The 23,080-nt window shown below is 61.7% G+C and carries 19 protein-coding genes; 3 read left to right on the top strand and 16 right to left on the bottom strand.

Annotated features, from left to right (window positions below):
- The first annotated feature begins 80 nt into the window (after positions 1–80).
- Positions 81–491, top strand: coding sequence for an SRPBCC family protein (locus tag JQ848_RS13915; protein ID WP_010657207.1), 411 nt, complete (start codon positions 81–83; stop codon positions 489–491).
- Positions 492–969: 478 nt separating this feature from the next.
- Here the strand turns inward: JQ848_RS13915 and JQ848_RS13910 are convergent, their stop codons facing one another.
- From JQ848_RS13910 to JQ848_RS13900, 3 genes are read right to left on the bottom strand one after another with little or no spacing between them, the layout of a single operon-like run.
- Complete coding sequence (locus JQ848_RS13910; protein ID WP_160627910.1) at positions 970–2,553, bottom strand: aldehyde dehydrogenase (NADP(+)); 1,584 nt, start codon at positions 2,551–2,553, stop codon at positions 970–972.
- Positions 2,554–2,596: 43 nt separating this feature from the next.
- Entirely contained in the window at positions 2,597–3,946 is a 1,350-nt protein-coding gene (gene gudD, locus JQ848_RS13905; RefSeq protein ID WP_003444981.1) for a glucarate dehydratase, read from the bottom strand.
- Positions 3,947–3,974: 28 nt separating this feature from the next.
- Positions 3,975–5,315: an MFS transporter gene (locus JQ848_RS13900; protein ID WP_029612923.1), complete on the bottom strand. Its 1,341-nt coding sequence runs from the start codon at positions 5,313–5,315 to the stop codon at positions 3,975–3,977.
- A 327-nt stretch (positions 5,316–5,642) separates the two neighbouring features.
- On the opposite strand from JQ848_RS13900, the gene JQ848_RS13895 reads away from it, so the two are divergent.
- Positions 5,643–6,341: a FadR/GntR family transcriptional regulator gene (locus JQ848_RS13895; protein WP_003444979.1), complete on the top strand. Its 699-nt coding sequence runs from the start codon at positions 5,643–5,645 to the stop codon at positions 6,339–6,341.
- Between the two features lie 8 nt (positions 6,342–6,349).
- On the opposite strand, the gene JQ848_RS13890 is transcribed toward JQ848_RS13895, so the two are convergent.
- From JQ848_RS13890 to JQ848_RS13830, 13 genes are all read right to left on the bottom strand, one after another.
- Entirely contained in the window at positions 6,350–8,689 is a 2,340-nt protein-coding gene (locus JQ848_RS13890; RefSeq protein WP_202210856.1) for a tetratricopeptide repeat protein, read from the bottom strand.
- 15 nt (positions 8,690–8,704) lie between these two features.
- Positions 8,705–11,206 carry a fused MFS/spermidine synthase gene (locus JQ848_RS13885; RefSeq protein WP_202210855.1) on the bottom strand — a complete coding sequence of 834 codons (2,502 nt, stop codon included), beginning with the start codon at positions 11,204–11,206 and terminating at the stop codon, positions 8,705–8,707.
- 99 nt (positions 11,207–11,305) lie between these two features.
- A complete protein-coding gene (locus JQ848_RS13880; RefSeq protein ID WP_127196394.1) occupies positions 11,306–12,892 on the bottom strand; it encodes an arylsulfatase in 1,587 nt (528 codons plus the stop codon).
- 65 nt (positions 12,893–12,957) lie between these two features.
- A complete protein-coding gene (locus JQ848_RS13875; RefSeq protein WP_235972476.1) occupies positions 12,958–14,046 on the bottom strand; it encodes an HAD family hydrolase in 1,089 nt (362 codons plus the stop codon).
- The gene (locus JQ848_RS13870) at positions 14,043–15,092 is read right to left on the bottom strand and encodes a BatD family protein (RefSeq protein WP_202210854.1); all 1,050 of its coding nucleotides are present in this window, start codon (positions 15,090–15,092) and stop codon (positions 14,043–14,045) included. Before JQ848_RS13870 ends, JQ848_RS13875 begins: the two co-directional genes overlap by 4 nt.
- Positions 15,089–16,681 carry a VWA domain-containing protein gene (locus JQ848_RS13865; protein ID WP_202210853.1) on the bottom strand — a complete coding sequence of 531 codons (1,593 nt, stop codon included), beginning with the start codon at positions 16,679–16,681 and terminating at the stop codon, positions 15,089–15,091. The genes JQ848_RS13870 and JQ848_RS13865 overlap by 4 nt, the downstream gene beginning before the upstream one ends.
- Position 16,682: 1 nt before the next feature.
- Positions 16,683–17,675, bottom strand: coding sequence for a vWA domain-containing protein (locus tag JQ848_RS13860; RefSeq protein ID WP_127196397.1), 993 nt, complete (start codon positions 17,673–17,675; stop codon positions 16,683–16,685).
- Complete coding sequence (locus JQ848_RS13855; protein ID WP_202210852.1) at positions 17,662–18,150, bottom strand: DUF4381 domain-containing protein; 489 nt, start codon at positions 18,148–18,150, stop codon at positions 17,662–17,664. The genes JQ848_RS13860 and JQ848_RS13855 overlap by 14 nt, the downstream gene beginning before the upstream one ends.
- A complete protein-coding gene (locus JQ848_RS13850) occupies positions 18,147–19,097 on the bottom strand; it encodes a DUF58 domain-containing protein (protein WP_161719942.1) in 951 nt (316 codons plus the stop codon). Before JQ848_RS13850 ends, JQ848_RS13855 begins: the two co-directional genes overlap by 4 nt.
- A gap of 11 nt (positions 19,098–19,108) precedes the next feature.
- A complete protein-coding gene (locus tag JQ848_RS13845; RefSeq protein ID WP_127196400.1) occupies positions 19,109–20,089 on the bottom strand; it encodes an AAA family ATPase in 981 nt (326 codons plus the stop codon).
- Between the two features lie 24 nt (positions 20,090–20,113).
- A complete protein-coding gene (locus tag JQ848_RS13840) occupies positions 20,114–20,692 on the bottom strand; it encodes a hypothetical protein (protein ID WP_202210851.1) in 579 nt (192 codons plus the stop codon).
- Positions 20,689–21,450, bottom strand: a complete 762-nt coding sequence (locus JQ848_RS13835; protein ID WP_202210850.1) for a DUF2092 domain-containing protein — start codon at positions 21,448–21,450, stop codon at positions 20,689–20,691. The genes JQ848_RS13840 and JQ848_RS13835 overlap by 4 nt, the downstream gene beginning before the upstream one ends.
- An 11-nt stretch (positions 21,451–21,461) precedes the next feature.
- Positions 21,462–22,370: a transporter gene (locus JQ848_RS13830; RefSeq protein ID WP_161719946.1), complete on the bottom strand. Its 909-nt coding sequence runs from the start codon at positions 22,368–22,370 to the stop codon at positions 21,462–21,464.
- A gap of 340 nt (positions 22,371–22,710) precedes the next feature.
- On the opposite strand from JQ848_RS13830, the gene JQ848_RS13825 reads away from it, so the two are divergent.
- Positions 22,711–23,073: a hypothetical protein gene (locus JQ848_RS13825; protein WP_202210849.1), complete on the top strand. Its 363-nt coding sequence runs from the start codon at positions 22,711–22,713 to the stop codon at positions 23,071–23,073.
- Positions 23,074–23,080: the final 7 nt, after the last annotated feature.

The following is a 23,080-nucleotide window of genomic DNA, read 5'->3' as shown; positions in this document are numbered from 1 at the left end:
GTGGTCTTGCGGGGCTGCGGTGGTAGGGTCGACAGCATGGCGCTTCATTTCCTTTTCAGTTACCCGGAGGCACAGATCACATGGCAACGGCATCAGCGGTAATCGACATCCCGGCTTCGGCCGACCAGGTCTGGCAATTGATCGGTGGCTTCAATAGCCTGCCCGACTGGTTGCCGATCGTCACCCGAAGCGAACTCAGTGAAGGCGGGCGCTTGCGCAACCTGCGCACCGAGGATGGCACGGTGATTGTCGAGCGTCTGCAAACCTTCGACAACGCCGCTAAAACCTACAGCTACTCCCTGACCGAGTCCCCTTTTCCGGTGCAGGACTATCTGGCGACCTTGAGCGTTGAAGCCCTGGGTGACGGCGCGCGAGTGAGATGGTCCGGTCATTTCACGGCGGTCGGTGTCACTGAAGGCGAGGCACAGGAACTGTTCACGGGTGTCTACCAGGTCGGCCTGACAGCGCTGCGCGCCAATTTCCCGGGCTGACAGCCCAATTCTGCAGGAGCCTGTATCCAATGGGGGCTGGCTTGCCAGCGATGGCGGTGGGGCAGTCGATGCATCGGCTTCTGACACTCTGCTGCAGTTTTCACCAGGGCAGCAGTAGTGGCATATTGCTCATAAGCTCATAAAGTCGATATTGGCAAGCTAGACCCTTGAAATAAAACGAAAAACCCGCAAATGGTGGCCATCCAGAATCAGTCCGGGTTGGAAAACATGTGACTATTTAATGACTTAGGTCAGTATTGCTTTGAAATAAATTGTGCAAAATAACTTGTTACTTATTGTGACACTGGGGTAAGATCGCCCTGCGTTCACCTACCACGGTTTATGCATTTTTAAGCCCCAAGTTTCCATCAGCTACTTGGGCTTTTTTTTGCCTGAAATTTGATATCGGATCCAATTTCTACAAGCGCAGAAACAAAAACGGCGCCCGTTGCAGGCGCCGTCGTCCAGTCATAAAGCCTTAAGCAATCGCTTTCGAACTCCACTCGCCGTTAACCAGACGTTGCAGGCCCAGCGGGTTGCGATTTTGCAACGCTGCCGGCAGCAAGGCGTCGGGATAGTTCTGGTAGCACACCGGACGCAAGAACCGGTCGATGGCCAGTGAGCCAACCGAGGTGCCGCGTGCATCCGAGGTGGCCGGGTAAGGGCCGCCGTGAACCATGGCATCACAGACTTCGACCCCGGTCGGGTAGCCATTGACCAGGATGCGCCCTACTTTTTGCTCAAGAATCGGCATCAGCCACTGGTAGTGCTCAAGGTCGGCCGGTTCGCCAATCAGGGTGGCGGTCAGTTGCCCGCGCAGGGCCAGCAGCGCTGCTTTGAGCTGGGCGTCATTTTCCACTTCGATGATGATCGTCGCCGGACCGAACACTTCTTCCTGCAGCAAAGGATCCTTGTTCAGCAGCAGGCTGACATCGGCCTTGAACAGCTGTGGCTGGGCCTGTGCGCCGGACTGGCTGTGGCCGGCCAGGTGAGTGATGCCTTTATGGCTGAGCAGGTGCTCGACGCCCTTGGCGTAGTTGCGCAGACCGCCCGCATTGAGCAGGGTGTGTGGCGCCTGTTCGGCCATCTGTTGCGTGAGTTGTTCGACGAACGCCGACAGCTCGGGGGAGCGCAGACCGATCACCAGCCCGGGGTTGGTGCAGAACTGGCCACCGCCCATGGTCACGGATGCGGCCAGTTCCCCTGCCACCTTGCCACCCCGTGCGGCCAGGGCCTGGGGCAGCAGGATCACCGGGTTGATGCTCGACATCTCGGCGAATACCGGAATCGGTTGCTCGCGCTCGGCAGCCATTTTGCTCAGCGCGTTGCCACCGTGCAGCGACCCGGTAAAGCCCACTGCCTGAATGGCCGGGTGTTTGATCAGCGGCTCGCCGACGCCGGCGCCGAAGATCATGTTGAACACGCCCTTGGGCATGCCGGTTTTTTCTGCTGCGCGAATGATTGCGCAACCGACCTGGTCAGCCGTTGCCATGTGACCGCTGTGGGCCTTGAACACCACCGGGCAGCCAGCAGCAAAAGCAGCGGCAGTGTCGCCACCGGCAGTGGAAAAGGCCAGCGGGAAGTTACTGGCGCCAAACACTGCCACCGGACCAACGCCGATGCGGTATTGACGCAAGTCCACCCGTGGCAGCGGTTTGCGGTCCGGCATGGCCAGGTCGATACGGGCGCCTAAAAAGTCGCCGCGACGCAGCACTTTGGCGAACAGGCGCATCTGGCCGCTGGTACGACCGCGTTCGCCCTGGATACGCCCGGCGGGCAGTGCGGTTTCACGGCAGACCAGCGCCACAAAGTCGTCGCCCAACTGGTCGATTTCGTCAGCAATGGCATCGAGAAATTCGGCGCGGCGTTCAGGGCTGAGCTGGCGGAATTCGATAAAGGCCTGATCGGCGGCATTGGCGGCGCGGTCTACTTCCTCGGGCGTGGCCTGATGAAAGCGAAAGGGCAGGGCAACGCCGGTACTGGCATCGAGGCTTTCAAGGGTGACTGTGCCGGCAGCGCTACGGCTGCCGCCGATAAAGTTTTGGCCTGTTACGGTAGACATCGGTTCAATCCTCGCTAGATAGGCTTTAGACGCGCTATGGAACTCAGCGCACAAGACAGGGTTTTTTGTTGTCGTATTTCCAGCCCGGAACAATGTACTGCATGGCGACGCTGTCGTCCCGTGCACCAAGGCCCATGCCTTTATACAGTTCGTGGGCTTTGGCCACTGCGTCCATGTCGATGTCCACGCCCAGACCGGGTCTGGCCGGAACCTTGATGTGACCCTCGACAATTTGCAGCGGTTCGCGGGTCAGGCGCTGACCGTCCTGCCAGATCCAGTGGGTATCGATGGCAGTGATTTCGCCCGGTGCGGCGGCCGCCACCTGGGTGAACATGGCCAGGGAAATATCAAAGTGATTGTTGGAGTGCGAGCCCCAGGTCAGGCCCCACTCGTGGCACATCTGGGCGACCCGCACCGAACCCTGCATGGTCCAGAAGTGCGGATCGGCCAGAGGGATATCGACCGCCTGGGACTGGATCGCATGGCCCATTTCGCGCCAGTCGGTGGCGATCATGTTGGTGGCTGTAGGCAGGCCGGTGGCGCGTCTGAACTCTGCCATCACCTCGCGCCCCGAGTAACCGTTTTCGGCGCCGCAGGGGTCTTCGGCGTAGGCCAGCACATGGTGTTGATCGCGGCACAGGCCGATGGCTTCCTTGAGTGACCAGGCGCCATTGGGGTCAAGGGTAATGCGTGCATCGGGGAAGCGTTCGGCCAGGGCGGTGACGGCTTCGATCTCTTCCGCGCCGCGCAATACCCCGCCCTTGAGCTTGAAGTCGTTGAAACCGTATTTGGCCTGGGCCGCTTCGGCCAGGCGGACGATGGTTTGCGGGGTCATTGCCTGTTCATGACGCAGGCGGAACCAGTCATCGGCATCGGCTTCACTGCGATAGGCCAGATCGGTCTGCTGGCGGTCACCAATGTAGAACAGGTAGCCGAGCATCTTTACCGCGTCGCGCTGCTGGCCTTCACCGAGCAGGGCTGCGACCGGTACTTGCAGAAACTGGCCCAGCAGGTCGAGCAGGGCGGCTTCCATTGCCGTTACCGCATGGATGGTGATGCGCAGGTCAAAGGTTTGCAGGCCCCGGCCGGCCGAGTCGCGGGCGGCAAAGGTGGTGCGCATGGCATTGAGAATGCTCTGGTAGTTACCGATCGGTTGGCCAACCACCAGGCTGCGGGCATCTTCCAGGGTTTCGCGGATACGTTCGCCGCCCGGTACTTCGCCGACCCCGGTATTGCCGCTGCTGTCCTTGAGAATCACGATGTTGCGGGTGAAAAAAGGGCCGTGGGCACCGCTGAGGTTGAGCAGCATGCTGTCATGCCCGGCCACCGGAATCACCTGCAGGCTGGTGACAATCGGGGCTTTTGCCGCGTGGTGCTGGTGTTCGTTATTCATGTCGTGTTCCTTAAAAAGAGTCAGGGGCCTAGGCGGGTTGCAGAGCTGCAGGCATCACAGCCGCGGGCTTGGGTTTGGTCTTGGCAAAGAACACGATGATGGCCGCAATGATCGAGGTACCGGCCAGGCCGTAAAGCCCGCCCTGAATCGAACCTGTGGTTTGTTCCAGGAAGCCGAAGGTGGTGGGCGCAACGAAGCCGCCGAGGTTGCCGATGGAGTTGATCAGTGCAATCACCGCTGCCGCGATGCGCGCATCCAGATAACCCTGGGGGATCGGCCAGAACAGCGACGACGCCGATTTGAAGCCGATGGCCGCAAAGCAGATGGCAATGAACGCGAAGATCGGACCGCCGGTGGTCGAAAGGAACATGCCCAGCGCGGCAATCAGCAAGGCAGCTGCAATCCAGGCCTGCTGGTACTTGAACCGGCTGGCCAGGGCCGCGAATGCATACATGGCAATGATCGAGATCAGCCACGGGATGGAGTTGAAAAAGCCCACCTGGATATCGCTCAGGTCGCCCATTTTTTTGATGATGCTCGGCAGCCAGAACGTGGCCGCGTAAATGGTCAGCTGGATGCAGAAGTAGATGGCACAGAACAACATGATCTGGCGGTCCTTGAGCAGTTTGCCCAGGGTTGGCTTGACGGTGTTGACGGCATCCCGCTCGCGTTGTTCGCGGTCAATTTCGTTGACCAGCGCATCCTGTTCCTGGCGGCTGAGCCATTTGGCGTCATGGGGTTTGGAGTCCAGCCAGAACCAGACAAAGAAGCACAGCAGCACCGAGGCCATGCCTTCAATGATGTACATCCACTGCCAGCCATGCAGGCCCATGCCGGTAATTTGCAGGAGCAGGCCGCTGAGCGGACCGGAAATCAGGGATGCCAGCGCGGAACCGCTGAGGAAGATCGCAATCGCCTTGCCGCGCTCGGCGCCAGGCAACCAGCGGGTGAAATAGTAGATAACCCCCGGGAAGAAGCCGGCTTCGGCGACGCCCAGCAAAAAACGCAGGATATAGAAGTGGGTTTCGTTCTGGATAAAGGCCATCAGGGTGGCGGTGATGCCCCAGGTGAACATGATCCGGGTCAGCCAGATGCGGGCCCCGACTTTTTGCAGCAGCATGTTGGAGGGCACTTCGAACAGTGCATAGCCAATGAAAAACAGCCCGGCGCCAAAGCCGTAGGCGGCGGCACCAATGCCCAGGTCATGCTCCATATGTGAGCGTACAAAGCCGATGTTGACGCGGTCTATGTAATTGACGATGAACATGATGACGAAGAGCGGCAGTACATGCCTCTTCACTTTCTGGATCGCGCGCGCCAGAACAGGATCGTTGGCGGGCGCAGCAGACACGTTGCTGGAAATGTTCACAAATCTGACCCCACTGATTATTTTTATGCGGGTGTGGCTGACCGGTGGCTTGGCCGACCGGTTGACGGACATCATACGAGTTGAGTTTTCGCCTCGCAATGCCCGGAAACAAACCAATAAGTTATAAATGCCCCGTTTGTAATACTTTTAAGTGTATTTACAGGGGGTTAGGCAGGGTTTTAGCGACGGTGTGAAGTTGGGGAGAGCGGAGTGGATCCGGGGTTTTTAAAATTTTGTTGAGTTTTAACAGGGTTGTCATACGAGTTGAGGCCTCTCAGGCTCGAACCAGGTGATAGTATTAAGCCGCCTCAGGTGAAGGGAATAGCCATGCAAGATCAACCGATACGCAAGCGCACGCCGGGTCTGGCCCACGACATCGTGGCCGAACTGACCCGGCAGATTCTGTTGGGGCAACTGGCTCCGGGGCACAAGCTGCCCTCCGAGTCGGTCATCGTCCGCGAGCAGGGGGTGAGCCGTACGGTAGTACGCGAAGCGATTTCCCGATTGCAGGCATCGGGCTTCGTTGAGACCCGGCACGGGATTGGTACCTTTGTTCTTGAACGCGAAGAGCCCCAGGGCATACACCTGACCAGTGCCACCGCCGCCAGCGTGCGCAGCATTCTTGAGTTGCGCATGGGGCTGGAGACGCAGGCCGCGGCCCTGGCTGCGGGGCGGCGCACAGAAGAACAATTGCTGCAGATGCGTCAGGCGCTGGATGACTATCAGAACGCCCTGGCCAATAACGATGGTAGCGTCGAGCACGACCTGCGCTTTCACAAGCTGATTGCCCAGGCCACAGGCAATACCTACTTCACCGACATCATCTGTCAGCTTGGCCGTACGGTCATACCGCGGACCCGGATCAATGCTGACGAGCGCGGTGATGCCGATTTACAGCAGTTGGGGCAAATGGCCGTGCTTGAGCATGAAGCCATCCTGCGCGCCATCCGCCGCCAGGACCCTGATGCGGCGCGTGCGGCCATGCTGCTGCACCTGAGCAACAGCCTGGAACGGATGACGCTGTGATCCAGCGACTACTTCAGCGCCACATCCTGCGGGTTGATTTTCTTCCACCCCTGCAGCACGGCCTGGGCCTTGGGTTCCTCGCCGTTGTCGAGATAGAACTGGATCAACGATAACCGCGCATCGCGAAACGAAGGCTGGCGCTTGAGCAGTTCTTCGAGTTGGGCACAGGCTTTTTCGACCTGGCCACTCTGGTGCAGCGCCACGGCCAGTACATAGCGGTACTGGGGGTTGTCCGGCTCCAGGTTGACGGCCTTTTGCAAGGCTGCCATGGCTGCTTTCGGCTGACCCGCGCGGATCAGCGCCAGGCCCTGGGTGTGTTGCAGCAAGGCCACTTGCGGGTGCTCCTTGAGCGCCGTGTCCAGCAGCGCTGCGGCCTCGGTGCTGCGACCCCCGGCCTCCAGCCATTGGGCCAGGGTCACCAGCGCCGGAAAGAAGTCTGGATCGCGCAGCAGGGCAGCCCGCAGTTTGGGTTCTACCTCATCGGTGCGTCCGCTGGCCTGATACAGCATGGCCAGGTTGAGGTTGGCTTCGGCCCGTTCGGTCAGGCTCAATTGCACCGTTTCGTATTCAGCGATGGCGTTTTCCCAGGCCTGCTGGGCCGCACCCAGGCCATTGCGCGCGGCGCCCAGCAGATTGCGCGCGGCGATGATGCGTACGGCGCGTACCTTGTCATTCAATAGCGGGCTCAACAACGGGATACGTTCCGCCGGCGGCAGGAAGGCACTGACGGCCCGCACTGCGCTCTCACGCACTTGGGGGGCGGGGTCGTTCAGGTCTTTGCTGGCCAGTTTCAACGCGGACTCGCTGGGGTAGTTCGCCAGTTCGCCAAGCAATGTCGCGCGCTGAATCGCCGGCAGATTGCTGCGCCGCAATTGCTCGTACAGCGCCTGCGCTGCACCGGGTCGGCCGCCACGGATCAACCACAGGCTTTCGTCGTAACGGGCGGCCCGTGGCGCATCATGGGCGGTCCACCGCTTGAATTGCTCGCTCACTTTGTCGCCGGCCTTGCCCTGGTGACAGCTCAGACAGGCATCCGGGGTGCCGAGGATTTTCGCCCGTACCGGGTCAGGAATGCTGAAGCTGTGGTCATGGCGAAAATCATTGCCCATATAGAACTTGCCGGGCATGTGGCAATCCACACACTGCGAACCCGGCTGGCCTTCGGTGTGGCGATGGTGCTCGGCAGAGTCGTAGTTCTTCGCCTGCAGCCCTTTGCCGTCGACGCCGGGGATAGCCGCTTTGCCTGCGGGGTTGTGGCATTGCAGACACACTGCATTGCCCGCTGCTTTCAATTCGGTGCTGTGGGGGTTGTGGCAGTTGCTGCAGCGCACCCCCTTGTCGAACATTTTACTTTGCAGGAATGAGCCGTGTTCGAACACTTCATCCTTGATCTTGCCGTCCAGGGCATACAGCTCACGGGTCAAAACGCTGGGCAGGTAGTCGTCCATCAAGGCTTTGCCGACGGTAAAGCCGTCGCCCAGCGGGGCGCGCCGGGCATGGCAGCGGGCGCAGGTTTCGATCTCGACGGTGGCGTCCTTGTCCTTGAGATCGACGTCGAAGCCGGCGTGCTCGAAATCGCCTTTGTTGGCCACTGACAACAGGTGGTTTGAAGCCGGGCCATGGCAGGCCTGGCAGCCGACGCCCAGGCTGTTCCACTGGCTGTTGAAGCTGTTGCTGGCGGCATCGAAGTTGCGCTTGTAGCCGGTGGTATGGCATTCGACGCACATAAAGTTGGCGTTCTGGCTGGGCTTGCTCCAGTGCAGCGGGTTCTTGAAATTCACCCCCTGGCCCGGATACAGGTGAAACCAGCGGTTTTTCTCGGTATCCCACGCTACGCCCAGGGCTTGCAGCTTGCCGTCACCGACCTCGATCAAATACTGCTGCAGCGGTGCAATGCCGAAGGTGTAGGCGACCTTGAAGTCGGCGGGCTTGCCATCTGCCCCCGGGGTATTGACCCAGAACCCGTCACTCTGACGAAAGAAGCGGCTGCTTTCACCCTGGCTTACAAAGCTGACATTGTTGAAGTCGGCCAGCACGGTCTGCGGGTCCGCGACCTGCATCGCAAGCTGGTGATGGGAGCCTTGCCAGTCCTTGACCTGTGAGTCGTGGCAGCCCTGGCACTGTTGCTCGTCAACCATCTGTGCCGGCGGTCTGGCCACCGGTGCCGGCGCTACGACCTTGGGCTCGAACACCACTGGCGTGACGGATTGCGGGCGGTCGAGAAAAAACCATAGCCCTGCGATCACCACCAGCAACAGCGCGGCGATCACAGCAAGCAGGTAACGGCTCATCAGGCTGGAACGCGAATCAGGTTGCTCAGGGGCAACTTTATTTTTAGTTTTAGGCATTACAACTTCCGATGTTTATTGGCCGACAAACCAGCGGTAATAGGGGTTGGCGCCATCGCCATTGATCACTTCGCGGATGTCGCGGGCCCATGCTTCGCGGTCGCCATCATAGGCGTGCAGGCTGGAGCGGTAAAACTGCATGAGGCGTTGCCGGTGTACGTTCAGTCGATCGACAAAAGCCGGTTCGGCATTGAGCAAGTCAGGGGCAGTGTGCAGGTCCAGCAGCGCCGGGAGCACGCGGCTGATCTCCTTGGCCCGCACCCACGGCGCGTACTCGATGCGCGGCTGATCGTCAGTCACCGCTGGCGCATCGCCGGCAAAGCGTTCCAGCCCTGCGCGGTCGGTTACATAGGTGGCCAGCAATGCAGCGCCGGATGCCACGCCCACATCCTGCAGGGCATTGCGTACTCCGGGCTGCTCGAAGCGGGCACTGATGCGCGCAGCGTCCAGTTCAATGGGTTGCATCGAGCCTACCAGGAGCATTTCGTGGAACTCGCTGGTCCACAACGTGGCATAGGGGAATACATCGAGAAAGCTGCGTACCAGTGAGCGCGAGTCGTCGATGTTTTGTGTCGGCAACGGCAGCCACTGGGCCACCAGCCCCTTGGCTTGCAGGCGTTGCGCAGCCAGCTGGTAGAAGTCCCGGGAGTACAGGTTGACCACGCCGGCTGCCGAGGGCGGTGGCGGCTCGAGGGTGATCAGGTCGTAGCGCTGCTCGCTGCGCAGCAGTTCCTGACGACCATCGCGCAAGCGTACCTGGATGCCGGGATCGTGCGCCGCATTGAAGTTGCCCTTGAACAACGATGATGCATTGACCACTGCCGGCAGCAGCTCGGCGACAACCCGCTGTTGCAGGGCCGGATAACTGAGCAGGGCGCCGGCTGTAATCCCGGTGCCAAAGCCGATCACCAGCGCCGAGCGTGGTTCACCGGTATGGATCAGCAGCGGCAGCAGGGCCTGAATCCGCATATAGCGCAGCGACGGCATGGCATCGCCGGTATTCGACACGCCCTGAATGTACAAACGGTGAAAGCGGCGCTCGCCTTTGCCTTGGGTGACCACGGCCACGGTGCCGCCACGGCCTTCTTCATAGAACCCCAGCTCGCCGTTACGCGCCCCAGGGAGCAGGCTGGCAAGGCGGTCCACCGGGGTCAGGCCAGCCACGGCCAGCGCCGCCAGCCCCACGCCAATCACCGCCTGACGATGGCCCTTGCTGACCCGCTGGCCCTGGCGTGTGGCGACCCAGCCCACCGCTGCGGCAATGATTGCCAGCAGGCCCAGGGTGCGTACCAGACCCAACAGCGGGATCAATACGAAACCGCACAAGGCCACCCCGACAATCCCGCCCAGGGTATTGAAGGCCACGACCGCGCCGACATCCCGTCCCACCCGGTGCGGGCCGACACACAGGCGCAGCGCTACCGGAAAGGCGGCGCCCAGCAGCAGTGTGGGGATAAACACGATGCTCAGCGCGGCCATCGCGAAACGTGCACTCATGCCCAGCAGGACACTGCCGCCCATGGCCAGGGCCAGGCTTTCGGCCTGGGTCTGCAGCAGGATCAGCCAGCGCCCGAGCAGGGCGATTTCCAGCAGTGCAACCAGCCCGGCAGCGGCGATCAGCAAGCCGAACACGCCCCAGGGATCGCGCAGGCGATCAACCCGGCGGGCCATCAGGCTGCTGCCGATAAACAGCCCGGCCAGATAGGTGGCCAGCACCACGGCAAAGGCATAGGTGCGGGTACTCATGAATTGCACGATGGATTGCGACCAGACCACTTCGTAGCCCAGCGCCACGCCGCCGGCAATGGCATACAGCACCATGGCCAGGCGCGCCGGTGGCGGATCGTCGGCTTCAGGCGTGGCCAGGGGCGTCGAATAACGGCGCTGCACCAGTAATGCGCCAACCGCCGCGACCAGGTTCAGCAAGGCCGCGGCAAAGGCGCTGCCGCGCACGCCAAGGGTGGCGATCAAGACAAAGGCGCTGAGCAGGGTGCCGACAATCGCCCCGGCCGTGTTGGCGGCATACAGCCGTGCCCCGGCCTGGCCCAGGTGTTGCGGATCGGCCGCCAGCGCCCGTACCAGCACCGGCAGCGTGCCGCCCATCAGTAGCGCCGGCACGCCCACCAGCAGCAGAGGCAACAGCCAGGCCAGCAGGCCGACCTGTTGTTCAAGCCAGGCGAAGGGAGCTGCGGCCATGCTCAGGCCCAGGGTGGCGCCGATGCCGAGCACGGCCACGCCGATCTCAAGCCCGGCATACAGCAACAGGGGTTTGCCCAGGCGATCGGCGAAGCGGCCGAACAGCAGGCCGCCCAGGGCCAGGCCAGCGAAAAAAGCGCTGATGCCGGTGGTGATGGCATATACCTCGACGCCGATCACCAGGGACAGTTGCTTGATCCACAGCACCTGGTAGACCAGTGCTGCAGCGCCGGAGATAAACAGCAACAAGGCAGGCATTAACAATGCCGTGCGACTCAGAGGGGTGCAAACAGTCGCGGTACAAGCTCGGGGAGACGGCATTGCGCAGGGCCTTGTGCAGAAAGAGTTCGGGGGTAATCAGAGATGAACTCAATCCGTGGCCGCTGGCAAGCCAGTGGCCTTGGGAGTGAGGTGCAACCTTTACTGCGCCGGTTGGTTTTTCATTTTCTCGGCGATCTTGGCGTCTACTTCTGCGCGCACTTGATCGACGCTGAAACTGGCCGGTTTCTGGCTAGGCGGGTAGTCAACGAAGGTTTCGAGGAACTTCGCCGCTTTCATGGTTGCCACGCCGGACAAGTAAACGTTTTTAGTGGCCCAGTCGTAATACTGATCGGAAACCACGTCTGCACGTTCGTAGGGGTCCATGCGCAGGTTGAAGATTTTCGGCACCCGCAGGCACACGAACGGTTCGCTCCAGACTTTGAAGCCGCCCGGTGCCCGCTGTTCGCAGAACACCGCCTTCCAGTTGTCAAAACGCATCGACACCAGCATGCCGTCATCGTTGAAGTAGTAGAACTCGTTACGTGCGCCTTTGGGGGCTTGCCCGGTCAGGTAGGGCAGTTGGTTGTAGCCGTCCAGGTGCACCTTGAAGTTGGTGCCGCCGGCCACGGGTGCCCAGCCTTTGAGCAGCTTGTCTTTTACCTCCGTATCGCCGGCGACGGCCAGCAGGGTAGGGAACCAGTCCATGCCCGAGAACATCTCGTTGCTGACTTCCCCGGCCTTGATTTTCCCCGGCCAGCGCACGATGGCAGGCACGCGATAGGCGCCTTCCCAGTTGGAGTTTTTCTCGTTACGGAAGGGCGTGGTGGCTGCGTCGGGCCAGGAGAACTGGTTAGGCCCGTTATCGGTGGTGTAGACCACGATGGTGTTATCGGCGATTTTCAGGTCGTCGAGGGTTTTCAGCAGTTTGCCGACGTCGCCGTCATGCTCAAGCATGCCATCGGCGTATTCGTTGCCGGGCATACCACTCTGGCCCTTCATCGAATCGCGGACGTGGGTAAACAAGTGCATGCGCGTGGTGTTCATCCACACGAAAAAAGGCTTGTCGGCCTGGGCTTGCTTCTCGATAAACGCCTGTGCCGCGGCAGTGGTTTCGTCGTCGATGGTTTCCATGCGCTTGGCAGTCAAGGCGCCGGTATCTTCAATCTTGCCGTCGGCAAAACTGTGGATCACGCCACGGGGCGAAGCGCTCTTGACGAAATCGGCGTCGTCTTTGGGCCAGTACGGACGCTCGGGTTCTTCTTCGGCATTGAGGTGGTACAGGTTGCCGAAGAACTCGTCAAAACCATGGTTGGTGGGCAAGTATTCGTCGCGGTCACCCAGGTGGTTTTTACCGAATTGCCCGGTGGCGTAGCCTTGGGACTTGAGGGCCTGGGCAATGGTGATGTCACGCTTTTGCAGGCCCACCGGTGCGCCCGGCACCCCGACTTTGGACAAGCCGGTACGCAGCGGCGTCTGCCCGGTAATAAAGGACGAGCGCCCGGCGGTGCAGCTGTTCTCGGCGTAGTAGTCGGTGAACATCATGCCTTCTTTGGCAATCCGGTCGATGTTGGGGGTTTTATAGCCCACTACACCCATGGAGTAGGCGCTGATGTTGGTCTGGCCGATGTCATCACCGAAGATCACCAGAATGTTGGGTTTTTCGGCAGCTGCGACAGTGGCCGAGAAAGCCATTACCGAAGCTGCCACCAGTGCCAGAGGGGGCCACCACTTGGTTAATCGAGTCATACATGCTCCTTGTTGGCTTTAGTCGCTTGTGGCGACCGCTTTTATGCAGTCCTTACGGATACTTCTTACTGCTGATTCACAGGGGCGGCGGCTTCGAAGGGATAAATCCGGCGCCATTCAGACGCCATATCGACGATAGTCCAGCCTTGCTGTTTTGCTTCTTCAAGCGCCTTGTCCAGGCGTCCGATTTTTGAGTCCTTGTCATATGCCCATTCGCGTTTGGCGTCGGTGTGATGCACCAGTCCCATCAGGCGCGGGCCTGCGCCGGCGGCGGTCCATTCGAGCATTTGCCGGTCGCCGTCGGAGTTGCCGAATGCCAGGATCGGCCGGCGTCCGATCACGCTGTCGATGCTTTGCGGCTTGCCCGGGCCGTCATCGTTATGGGCGATTTTTGCGGTGCGCAGGATTGACGGCTTGCCGTCCTGGTTCTGGTACTCGGTGACAAAGGTCGAGCCGATCACCTGTTCCGGCGGGATGCCGTACACCTCTTCGGCGAACACGCGCATGAAACCGGTATCGCCGCCTGACACGATATAAGTCTTGAAGCCTTGTTCGCGCAGGTACTGGAGTACTTCGAGCATCGGCTGGTAGACCATCTCGGTGTAGGGTTTGCCGGTGGTCGGGTGGCGGGCCTTGCTGACCCAGGCCTGCACGTTGTTGCGAAACTGATCGGTGGTGAGCCCGGCATGGCTGGCCATGAAGATCTTCAGCAGGCCTTCCATGCCGCCTTCTGCCAGGGCCTTGTGGTCGTTTTCCAGCACCGCCTTGAAGGGTTGCTGGTCTTTCCATTCCGGGTGCTGCGGGGCCATGCGCCTGATCTCGTCGAAAGCGAACAGCTCCTCGAAATACCCCGGTTGTTCGCTCCACAGGGTGCCGTCGTTATCGAACACGGCGATCCGCTCTTCGGGTTTTACAAAGCCTTTGCTGTCGGGTCGGGTCACCGTCTGCACGAACTCGATGATGCTTTTTTTCGACGGGCCGTCGTTCCAGGAGGGCAGCGGTTCTGCGGCCTGGGCGAACAAGGGCAGGGCCAGCAGCAGAGCCAGCACTGTTGAAAACTTGGCGCCGGTGTCTGGTTGGCGATGGCTGTGCACTGGATCGCTGCCTGGTTGCGCGTCAGCGAGTACAGGTTGGTGCATGGTTTTATTGATCATGGGAAGTCCTTGTCGTGACCGGGGTTAAGTGGGCGCAAGCCGTAGGTTTTGCGCGCAGGACGACTACGCAACCAGTGCCTGGCGCGGCGCAGACCCTGAAGCCACCAGCGCCGGCTGAGCAAAGCGGCGGCCGCCAACAGCAGGATGAAAGCGAGGATGAGCAGCGGTTCTGGCAACCGCAACCGGGTTGGCTGGCCCAGTTGCCTGAGGTCCTGAACGATGGAGAACACCGGGCTGTAGCTGCTGTCGGCGCTGGCCTTGAAGTTGACTGCAGGGACCTGGCTCAGTTGTGCCTTGCGGTTGACGCTGTCCCACCACTTGACGCTGATCGCCGGCAGCTGGAAATCACCGCTGCGCTCGATGCGGTAGCTCACGCTGTCGATGCGTTGCCCGCCGCTGAAGTTGCCCCGGCCGTCATCCAGGTTGGTGATCCGCGGGGTTTTCGGGTAAGCGCCAAGCCCCGCTACAGTGCCCGGTTGCGGGGCGGGCAGTGACAGGCCCTGGGCATCGTCAGCTTGCAAGGTCAGGGTGCGGGTAAGGCTGTCGCCAACTTTTAGCGTGCCGCCCTCGGGGCTGATGTGTTGGCTAAAGCGCAGTCTGCTGGCAACCAGCACCGGCTCGCCGGGCTCGAAGCCATCGGGCAGGCTGGCAGTGAAGTGCATTACCGGGGTTTGCGCCGACAGTTCGACGCTGGCCTGCGCCGGGGTGGCGCGAATAGTGAGGGGCGCAATGGTGAAGCCTTGCGCCAGATTCGGGGTGATGCGGTAGGTGTAGCGCAGGCCGGTAAAGGTCTGGCCCTGAAGTTGTTGGCTGAGGTGCTGCGCCTCGCCACCGGGGGGCATGACATCGGTGCCGGCGATGCTCAGCTCCGGCAGCGTGGCGGCGCTGGTGAACCAGCTGTTGGTCAGCACGTCGACCTGCAACTGCAAGGGCTGGCCCACCACCACCGAATCCCCGGGCAGCAGCCGGGTCTGTACGTTTAACAGCGGTACATCGGCATGCACCAGCCCGCTGCACAGCATCAGTGCCAGACAGTAACGGCTCATGGCGCCACCTTCTGACTTGGTGCGCTCTGGTCCTGCAGGCTGAACTTCTGGCGCAGGAAATTGGCCGGCGAAGTGGTGAGGTTTTCCAGCCACTGTTGATCACTGGCGGCCTGGGGGGTTTGCAGCGCTTTGCTCTGGCCCTTGCCCGGTTGCAGGTCGAACTTGATCTGGTCGGGCTTGACCTCGGGGGTGTTCTGTTCGGCGCTGTCGGTGTCTTTGAGCAGGGCCCGGGCCAGCGCCAGGTTGTTACTGGCTTCGGGGAATTGTGGTTGCAGGGCCAGGGCCCGGGTGTAGGCGGCAATGGCTTGATCGAACTTGAAGCGCCGCACATAAATATTGCCCAGGTAGAAGTACGCCTGGGGGGTGTCCAGTCGGGCGAAGCTGGCCAGGGCCAGATCAAAGTCGGCGGCCTTGTAGGCGGCGATACCTTTCCAGTACGGGTCTTCGAACAGGCTGGCCGCTGCCGGGAAATGCTGCTGTTCAAAGGCCCGGCGCCCTTGCTGGTCACGGGTGAAAAAGGCATCGCTCAAGGCATTGGCCTGAGCCGGGGCGGGCTGCAGGGCCAGGCCAACCCCGAGTATCAGGGCGGCGTTCCAGTTCAGGCTCCAGCCCCGTCGCACCGAGAAAAAAGCCAGGATCAGCAGCGGGATGCACAGCCAGTAACCGGCGTCTTTCCAGTGCAGTTCACGCTGTTCATCACTGGCCGCCTGGAAGTGTTGCCGGGCGTGGCCTTCGATCCAGTCCAGATCGTCATCATTGATGGTCAGGCTGCCCAGCGGTGCGTCAGTGGCAGCGGCCAGTTGCTTGAGGGCCGCCTGATCGAAACTGCCCAGTTCGGGGCGGCCATTGCTGTCGGTGCGCGGCTGGCCGTCGGCATTGCGAATAATGCCGCCATTGGTACTGCCTGCAGCGAGTACCAGCACTTGCAGGTTACTGCCCTGCAACTGCTGTTTGAGGCCGTCGAGGCGGGTGGTATCGGCGCCGTCGGTGACCAGCAGCAAGGTGCCGGGGGTGTTTTCTGCCTGCAACAAGCGTTTGGCCTGTTCGATGACCGCGGCCACGTTTTTACCCGGACTGGCAATCAGGTCGGTGGCCAGGGCCTGGATAAAACTGTCCAGCAACCCCGGGTCATCGGTGGCGGGCAATACCAGATGGGCGCTGCCGGCGTAGGCGATCAATGCGCTGCGGGCGCCACTGCGGCGGGCGATCAACTCGTGGAGTTTGTGCTTGCCGGCTTCGAGGCGCGAGGGCTGGATATCGGTGGCATCCATGGAGGGCGACAGGTCGAGGGCGATGATCAGCGGGGCACGGTTTTGCACAAACCCCGGGCGGTCCTGTTCCCAGGTCGGGCCCGCCGCCGCGATGGCGCCGAGGATCAGCAGGGCGGCGGTCAGATGCACCGGGCGCAGGCGATGCTTGTCCTGCGGGGTAATCAGCAAGTGCGCCAGCAGGTGCGGGGCAATGATCGCCCGCAACCGGCGTTGCTGGTCATGGCTGCGGCGCCATAGCCACGGCAGCAGTGCGCCGAACACAATCAGCAGCAACCAGGCCGGGCGCAGAAAGTGCAAGTCATTGAGGTTGATCTCCATTTCAAGCCTCCTCGTGTTGCGCACGCTGGCCGAGGCGCGCAGCCAGCAGTGCCAGCAGATGATAGAGCGCCAGCAGGCTGATGGCGGTGGCCAGCGGCAACCAGAACAGATCGCGCCTGGGTTGATGGCTGAGGGTCTTGACCTGATGCGGGGTGATCCGGTCGAGGGTGGCGTACACCTGATTCAGGCTGTCGCGGTCTTCGGCGCGAAAGTACTGGCCACCCGTGGCCCTGGCGATTTTTTGCAGCGCGCCGAGATCGACCTTGGCTTCGCCATCGGCACTCGGATTGCCAATGCCGATGGTGTGAATCAGCACGCCCTTGGCGGCAGCCATGGCGGCGGCCCGGGCCGGGGGGATCGCACTGTTAGTGTCATTGCCGTCGGTGAGCAGAATCAGTACCTTTTCTTGCTCGTGGGCCTGATCGAGCAATTTCAGGCTGAGGCCGATCGCATCACCGATGGCCGTGTTGGGCCCCGCCATGCCGATGCCGGTGTCCTCCAGCAGCAGTGACAGGCTGGCGTGATCCAGGGTCAGCGGCGCTTGCGGGTAGGCGCCGCTGCCGAACACGATCAGGCCGATGCGGTCGTCCTTGCGCCGCTGGATAAAGTCTTGAACCACCTGTTTGACGGCTGCCAGCCGGTTGATTTTCTGTCCGCCGGCATCGGTAAAATCGGTGGTTTGCATCGATTGCGATATATCGATGGCCAGCATCAGGTCGCGTACCGGCTGCTGACGCTCGATGGGCTTTTCGATCCACACCGGGCGGGCGACAGCCACCACCAGCAATGCCCACACCAGCACATTGAGCAGCAGTTGCCAGGGGTTGTGCCGCGCACCCGAGGTTTGCGGAGCCTGATCGATGGCCCGGCTCATGGCATTGAAGAACGGAACCCGAACCGCGCTGCGGGCTTCGCGGTATTCAGGTAAATAGCGATAGCCCAGCCAGGGAAGTGGCAGCAACAGCAGCAGCCAGGGGTAGTCAAACTGCCACATGATGCTGCTCCACCCAGAGTGCGCAGGTATCGAACAGCTGCTGGCGTTGGGTGTCGGGCAGCGCCAGCAGTTGCTCGTCCGGGGCATAGGCCAGCATTGCCAGTTGCTGGCTGAAATCTTCAGGCAAGGGCTGTGCGCAGTGACTCACCAGAAACCCCTGCCAGGCATCACCTTTGAGGGGGCCGGCGGCTTGTGGTACGGGCATGGAAATAGCCACGCGCTTGAGCAGGGTGGGCAGTTCACGCAGGGCTGTCAGCGGCTCGTCGCTGGCACGCAATTGGGCCAGGCGTTGCAAGGCTTCGCGCCGGTAGCGGTTGCGCCGCCAGTGCCAATACCCCCGTGCCGCCCAGACCAGCAGGCCGGCCAGCAGAAGCCCGAACACCACCCACCAGCCCCAGGTTTGCGGCATATAGCTGATCGGCGCGGGCAGGCCCAGCTCCTGAAGCTGGTCGATGGCGGGGATGTGGGGGTTCATCGATGGGGTCCGCCGAGCTTGCCCAGTTCAGTGCGCAATTGGCTCCGGGCATCCTGTGCGGTGCTGAACATCATCAGTGGCACCTGGCTGCGTCGCAGCAGGCTGGCGACCTCTTTAAAGCGGCCGCTGAAAAAGTCGCCCAGGGGCTGGCGTACATGTTGATGCTGCACCGCCAGTTCCATTTGCAACTGGCCCTGGGTCACCAGCAGGCGAGCGTTGTCCGGCAGGTTGAGCGCCAGTGGATCATAGACCTGCATTGCGATGACATCGTTATGCACGGCCAGCTGGCGCAGCAACTGCAGGGTGCGCGGCCCGGCACCGGCGAAGTCGCTGATCAGGCAAATCAGATGATCGTGCCCGGCCACTGCGAGGCAGCGTTGCAGCACCTTGTCCAGCTGGTCGGCGTCTTCGCAGTCGGGCAGGGCGCTATTGAGCTGCTGGTTCTGCAGGGCGATTTTGCTGCACAGCATTTCGACCCGTTTGCGGCTGCGCAGCGGGGCGATGCTGTCGATCCCCTGGTCGTTGAAGACCAGACCGCCGACCCGGTCACCGGCGTTGAATACCATCCATGCCGCCAATGCCCCCAGCTCGGCGGCGATGGCGGATTTGAAGCTGCGGCTGGAGCCAAAAAACATCGACATGCGCTGGTCGACCAGGATCAACGCCGGGCGGTCCCGTTCCTCGGTAAAGGTGCGTACCACCGGTTTGCCGGTGCGCAGCGAGGCGCGCCAGTCGAGGTGGCGCAGATCATCGCCGGGCTGGTAGCGGCGCAACTCATCGAAATCCAGGCCGCGCCCGCGCAAGCGCGAGGCATGGCTGCCCGAGAGGATGCTGCCCTGGGGCTGGCGGGCGACAAAACTCAACGCCCGGGCCTTGTGCTCCAGCGCCATTAATTGCCCCAGCGAGACATACACAAGCCCGTCGACATCCTGTTGTAGAGCCTGCATCGGTTTGCTCCTCAGGCGGGGATCGCGACTTTAGCGAGAATCCGGTCCAGCACCTGATCGGCGCTGACGCCATCGGCCACCGCGTCGTAGCTCAGTTGCAGGCGGTGGCGCAGCACCGGATGGACCACGGCGCGCACGTTGTCCGGCGAGACAAATGCCTGGCCGCGCAGCCAGGCATCAGCACGGGCGCAGCGGTCCAGGCCGATACCACCGCGAGGGCTGGCACCGATGCTGATCCAGCGGGCCAGATCAGCGTCGTAATCGGCGGGGTGGCGGGTGGCATTGATCAGGTCGATCAGGTAGCTATCAATGGCCGGGGACACGGCCACTGCGCTGACCTCACGGCGGGCAGCGAAAATGACGTCCTGGCCCAGGGCGAAGCCGGCTGCGGCTTCGCGGGTCGTGCCCTGGGCCTGTTCTTCACCGCGCAGCATGCGCAGCACCCGGGATTCATCCGCGGGCATGGGGTAGTCGAGCACCAGCTTCATCAGAAAGCGGTCCATCTGCGCTTCCGGCAGCGGGTAGGTGCCTTCCTGTTCGATGGGGTTTTGCGTGGCCAGTACGATAAACAGTTCCGGCAGGGCATGGCTGTTGCCGGCCACGGTGATCTGGCGCTCTTCCATGGCTTCAAGCAGGGCGGCCTGGACCTTGGCCGGTGCGCGGTTGATCTCGTCCGCCAGGATCAGGTTGCCGAACAGCGGTCCCGGCTGAAACATGATCTGGTTTTGTCCGTTGGCCTGATGCAGCACCTCGGCGCCGGTGATGTCCGAGGGCAGCAGGTCGGGGGTGAACTGGATACGGCTCATCTTTGCGTCCAGGTGCTTGGCCAGCGCCTTGACCGTACGGGTTTTAGCCAGCCCCGGCAGGCTTTCGAGCAGCAGGTGACCGTTGGCCAGCAGGCCCACGACGATCTGGCGAATCACTTCATCCTGACCCAGTACCGCTTCGCCAACGCTGGCTTGCAGAGCATTCAAATCGTTGAGCACTGTCATATGACATTCCTTGCCTGAGCACCATTACCAGGGCGCGGGGACCACCACAAACTGCACATTGCCGCCCACGTAGCGCGGCTGATACCAATTGGGCCCGCAATGCTGATACGCCACGTTGTTGGCCACCACCGAAACGCAATCGGCAGGCACGCTGGACACATAGGTGCCAATGGCTATGGCTGTTGCCGTGGCTGCGCCAATGACGGCGGCGGTTGCCCACGGGTTGTACCAGCCATCGGGATGCGGTCCCGGTGGATAGGGGCCAGGCCCGTAATGGGGTCCCGGCGGTGGATAAGGATGCGGCCCTGGCGGCGGGTAAGGGTGCGGCCCCGGGCCGGGTTGCGGATAAGGATGGGGTCCCGGTTCGGGATGGGGCTGCGGATGGGGCCCCGGCTGTGGCGGATGCGGATGCGGTTGGGGGTGCGGGCCCGGCGGCATGGGGCGCGGAGCCGGCTGCGGGTGACCGCCGCCCTGGGGGAAGTTGTGGGGCACGACGAAGGTCCGGGCGCCGCCACCGCTACGCATCTGCCAGGCCTGGGCGAGGGAGGTGTGCAGCAGGCTGAGGCTGAGCAGGCCACAGAGCAGCCAATGGGTGTTTTTCATGGCTGTTGCTCCGCGCCGGATTGAGCGGGTGCCCATTGCAGCGGTACTTCTTGAGCACCGGCGGGCGGCACGAACTCGAAACTTTTAGCGTTGAGCGGCGGGTTCAGCTGCCAGCTGAAGTCCACGCTGTGGCGCGGCTGTTCGGGGATGTCACGGCGGCTGATGATCAGGCGGCAAGGCAAGGGTTGTTCGCCCTGGCGCAGCCACAACTGCCAGTCGATATCGTCCTGGCGCAGTGCGTAATGGTCACAGCGCTGACCGTCGAGGGTGTCGCTGCCAATCAACAGAGCCGAGCGCAGACCGGCCTGCCTGGCGGTGTCGGCATTCCAGCGAAACAGGTCCGCCAGGGGCAACTCGATTGCGTAGCGCTCGTGCAACTGGTCGATCAGCGCATCGATATTGGCGGGCGCCGGTGCCCGGGCATAGTAAGTGCCGGGGCTCTGGTAAAGGGTGAAGGTCTTGCCGTTGTAAAACAGACTGCGCTGCAGGTCCTGGTTGTCGATCGAAATCTGCAGCTTGTCGGGCTGTTCGGCCAGCAAGCGGGTGGTATGGCGAAACTCGACGGTCTGGCCGTTATCCAGCACCTGGTCGGTCTGACTGCGGGCCTCAACCGCAAATTGTTTGAGGCTGCGCAAGTAACTGCCCATCCGTTGCAGCGCCTTTACGGCTGCGGGTTCAATGGACGCAGGCTGCGTGGCGCAGATCTGGCCGCTAAACACCAGGAGCAGGCCCAGCAGGGTGTTACGCACAATAGGCATATTCGATATCTCTACCAGACGTACTGCAGGCGCACAGTCCAGGTCGCGACATCCGGCGAGCCGGTGCGCTCCGAGACGGTATCGGTGTAAGCCAGCAAACCGCCGAATTGCGGCGACAACATAAAGCCCATGCTGGCGCCGACCAGGGTGTTTGCCTGCTTGTTGTCCTGCCAGTCGCCGTCGATTCTGGTTTCGCCGCCGGCACTGTAGGTGGCGTCCAGAGAAGCCCAGAGGGCAGGGTTGATGGTGTAGCTGTAGTGCCCCTCGACGGCATACAGCGGCTTCTGCTCGAGCTTGCCGTTGCCCTGGTATTCGTCGTTGTCGCCGTACAGCGAGACCCAGGTATTGACCTCCAGCCAGGTCGGACCGAAAGGGGTGCCAAAGCCGATTTCCGGTTTGAACACCCACCGATTGGCGCCGATGTTGATCACCTTGTTTTTATCGTAATCACCGGTTGGTGTGGTGATCCACAGTGCGCCGGTGAGGAAGGTCTCGGGCTTCCACCTGGCAAATTCTTCCTTGCTCAGGGCCGGGCCGCCGAAGATGTTGTGCACCAGCACCACCTGGGTGTCGCCCATGCCGCCGTTGTGCTTGGTGCCGCTAAAGAAGCGCGCATCATCGAACGATGCCGAAATATCGGCATAGGGCTGCAGAATCTGGATCGCACTGTTGCGACCGTCCACCGCAAAGGAGCGGGCGTAACGCATGATGTAGACGTCAGCATTAAGGGACAGGCCGTCGATGGGCAGAGAGGTGTCAATGGGGGTGTTGGTGTCAATGCGGCTGTAATAGCCGAACAGCATGTTCAAATCGGTCGGCAGGTTTTGCCAGTCGCGGGCGTTATCGGTGTAACCCAGTATCGGCACCAGGGCCAGTGTCCACGCGGTGTAGCTGGCCTTGCGGGCGGTGGTTAACCCCATTGCATTGCTCCTTCACCGCTCTATGGCGTTTTGTCGACCGGCACCCGAATGGCACCAGTGCTGGTTATGCGCCGGGCAGGGTGAATGCGCGGATCTGATAAGCGGTTTTAGAGTAATTGTTCTAACTTTCGTGTTGTGCGCGGAACACGGGATGAAGCTAGCAGTAACTTGCTGTTTCGCCAGTTGCGGGGCATAAATCCGCCGCTTTCATGATCTGCATCACGTTTTGGCTCTTTACCCGGGTGTCACTGTGATGGGCGCTTTTTGCCAGGGTATGGATCCGGGCGCTAAGCCAGTCAGGCAGCGTGTTATCGTGCTCAACTTTTCGAGGGGATTTGCAATGCGATTACTGATCGGTGCCTTGGGCGTGGCGATGCTGGCCGGCTGCGTTTCACCTGCAATGAATGATGCCCGCAGCAAAAGCCCGACCCGGGTACTGGCTTCGGCCAAACCGACCCCGCTGGTGGCTGAGTGCATCAAGTTCTCGTGGCAGAACGAAGGGGTGTTCGGGGTGGATGCCAGCGCTTATATCAACTCCGGCAAGTCCGGCAAGTCCGGCGAACTGACGGTTTACACCCGTGACGCCAGTTCCTTTGCCGATCTGGTGCCGCAGGGCACGGGCACGGCAGTCAGTTATTACGCCAAACAGCCGGACGACAGCGCAGCCATGCGCCGTATGGCGATGCTGGCGACATGTCTGTAACCCGGCT

Origin of the sequence: Pseudomonas paraversuta (assembly GCF_904067025.1) — a bacterium.
GTDB lineage: Bacteria > Pseudomonadota > Gammaproteobacteria > Pseudomonadales > Pseudomonadaceae > Aquipseudomonas > Aquipseudomonas paraversuta.
The sequence above is the reverse complement of the archived record's forward strand: the minus strand, read 5'-3'. Positions and strand labels throughout refer to the sequence as shown.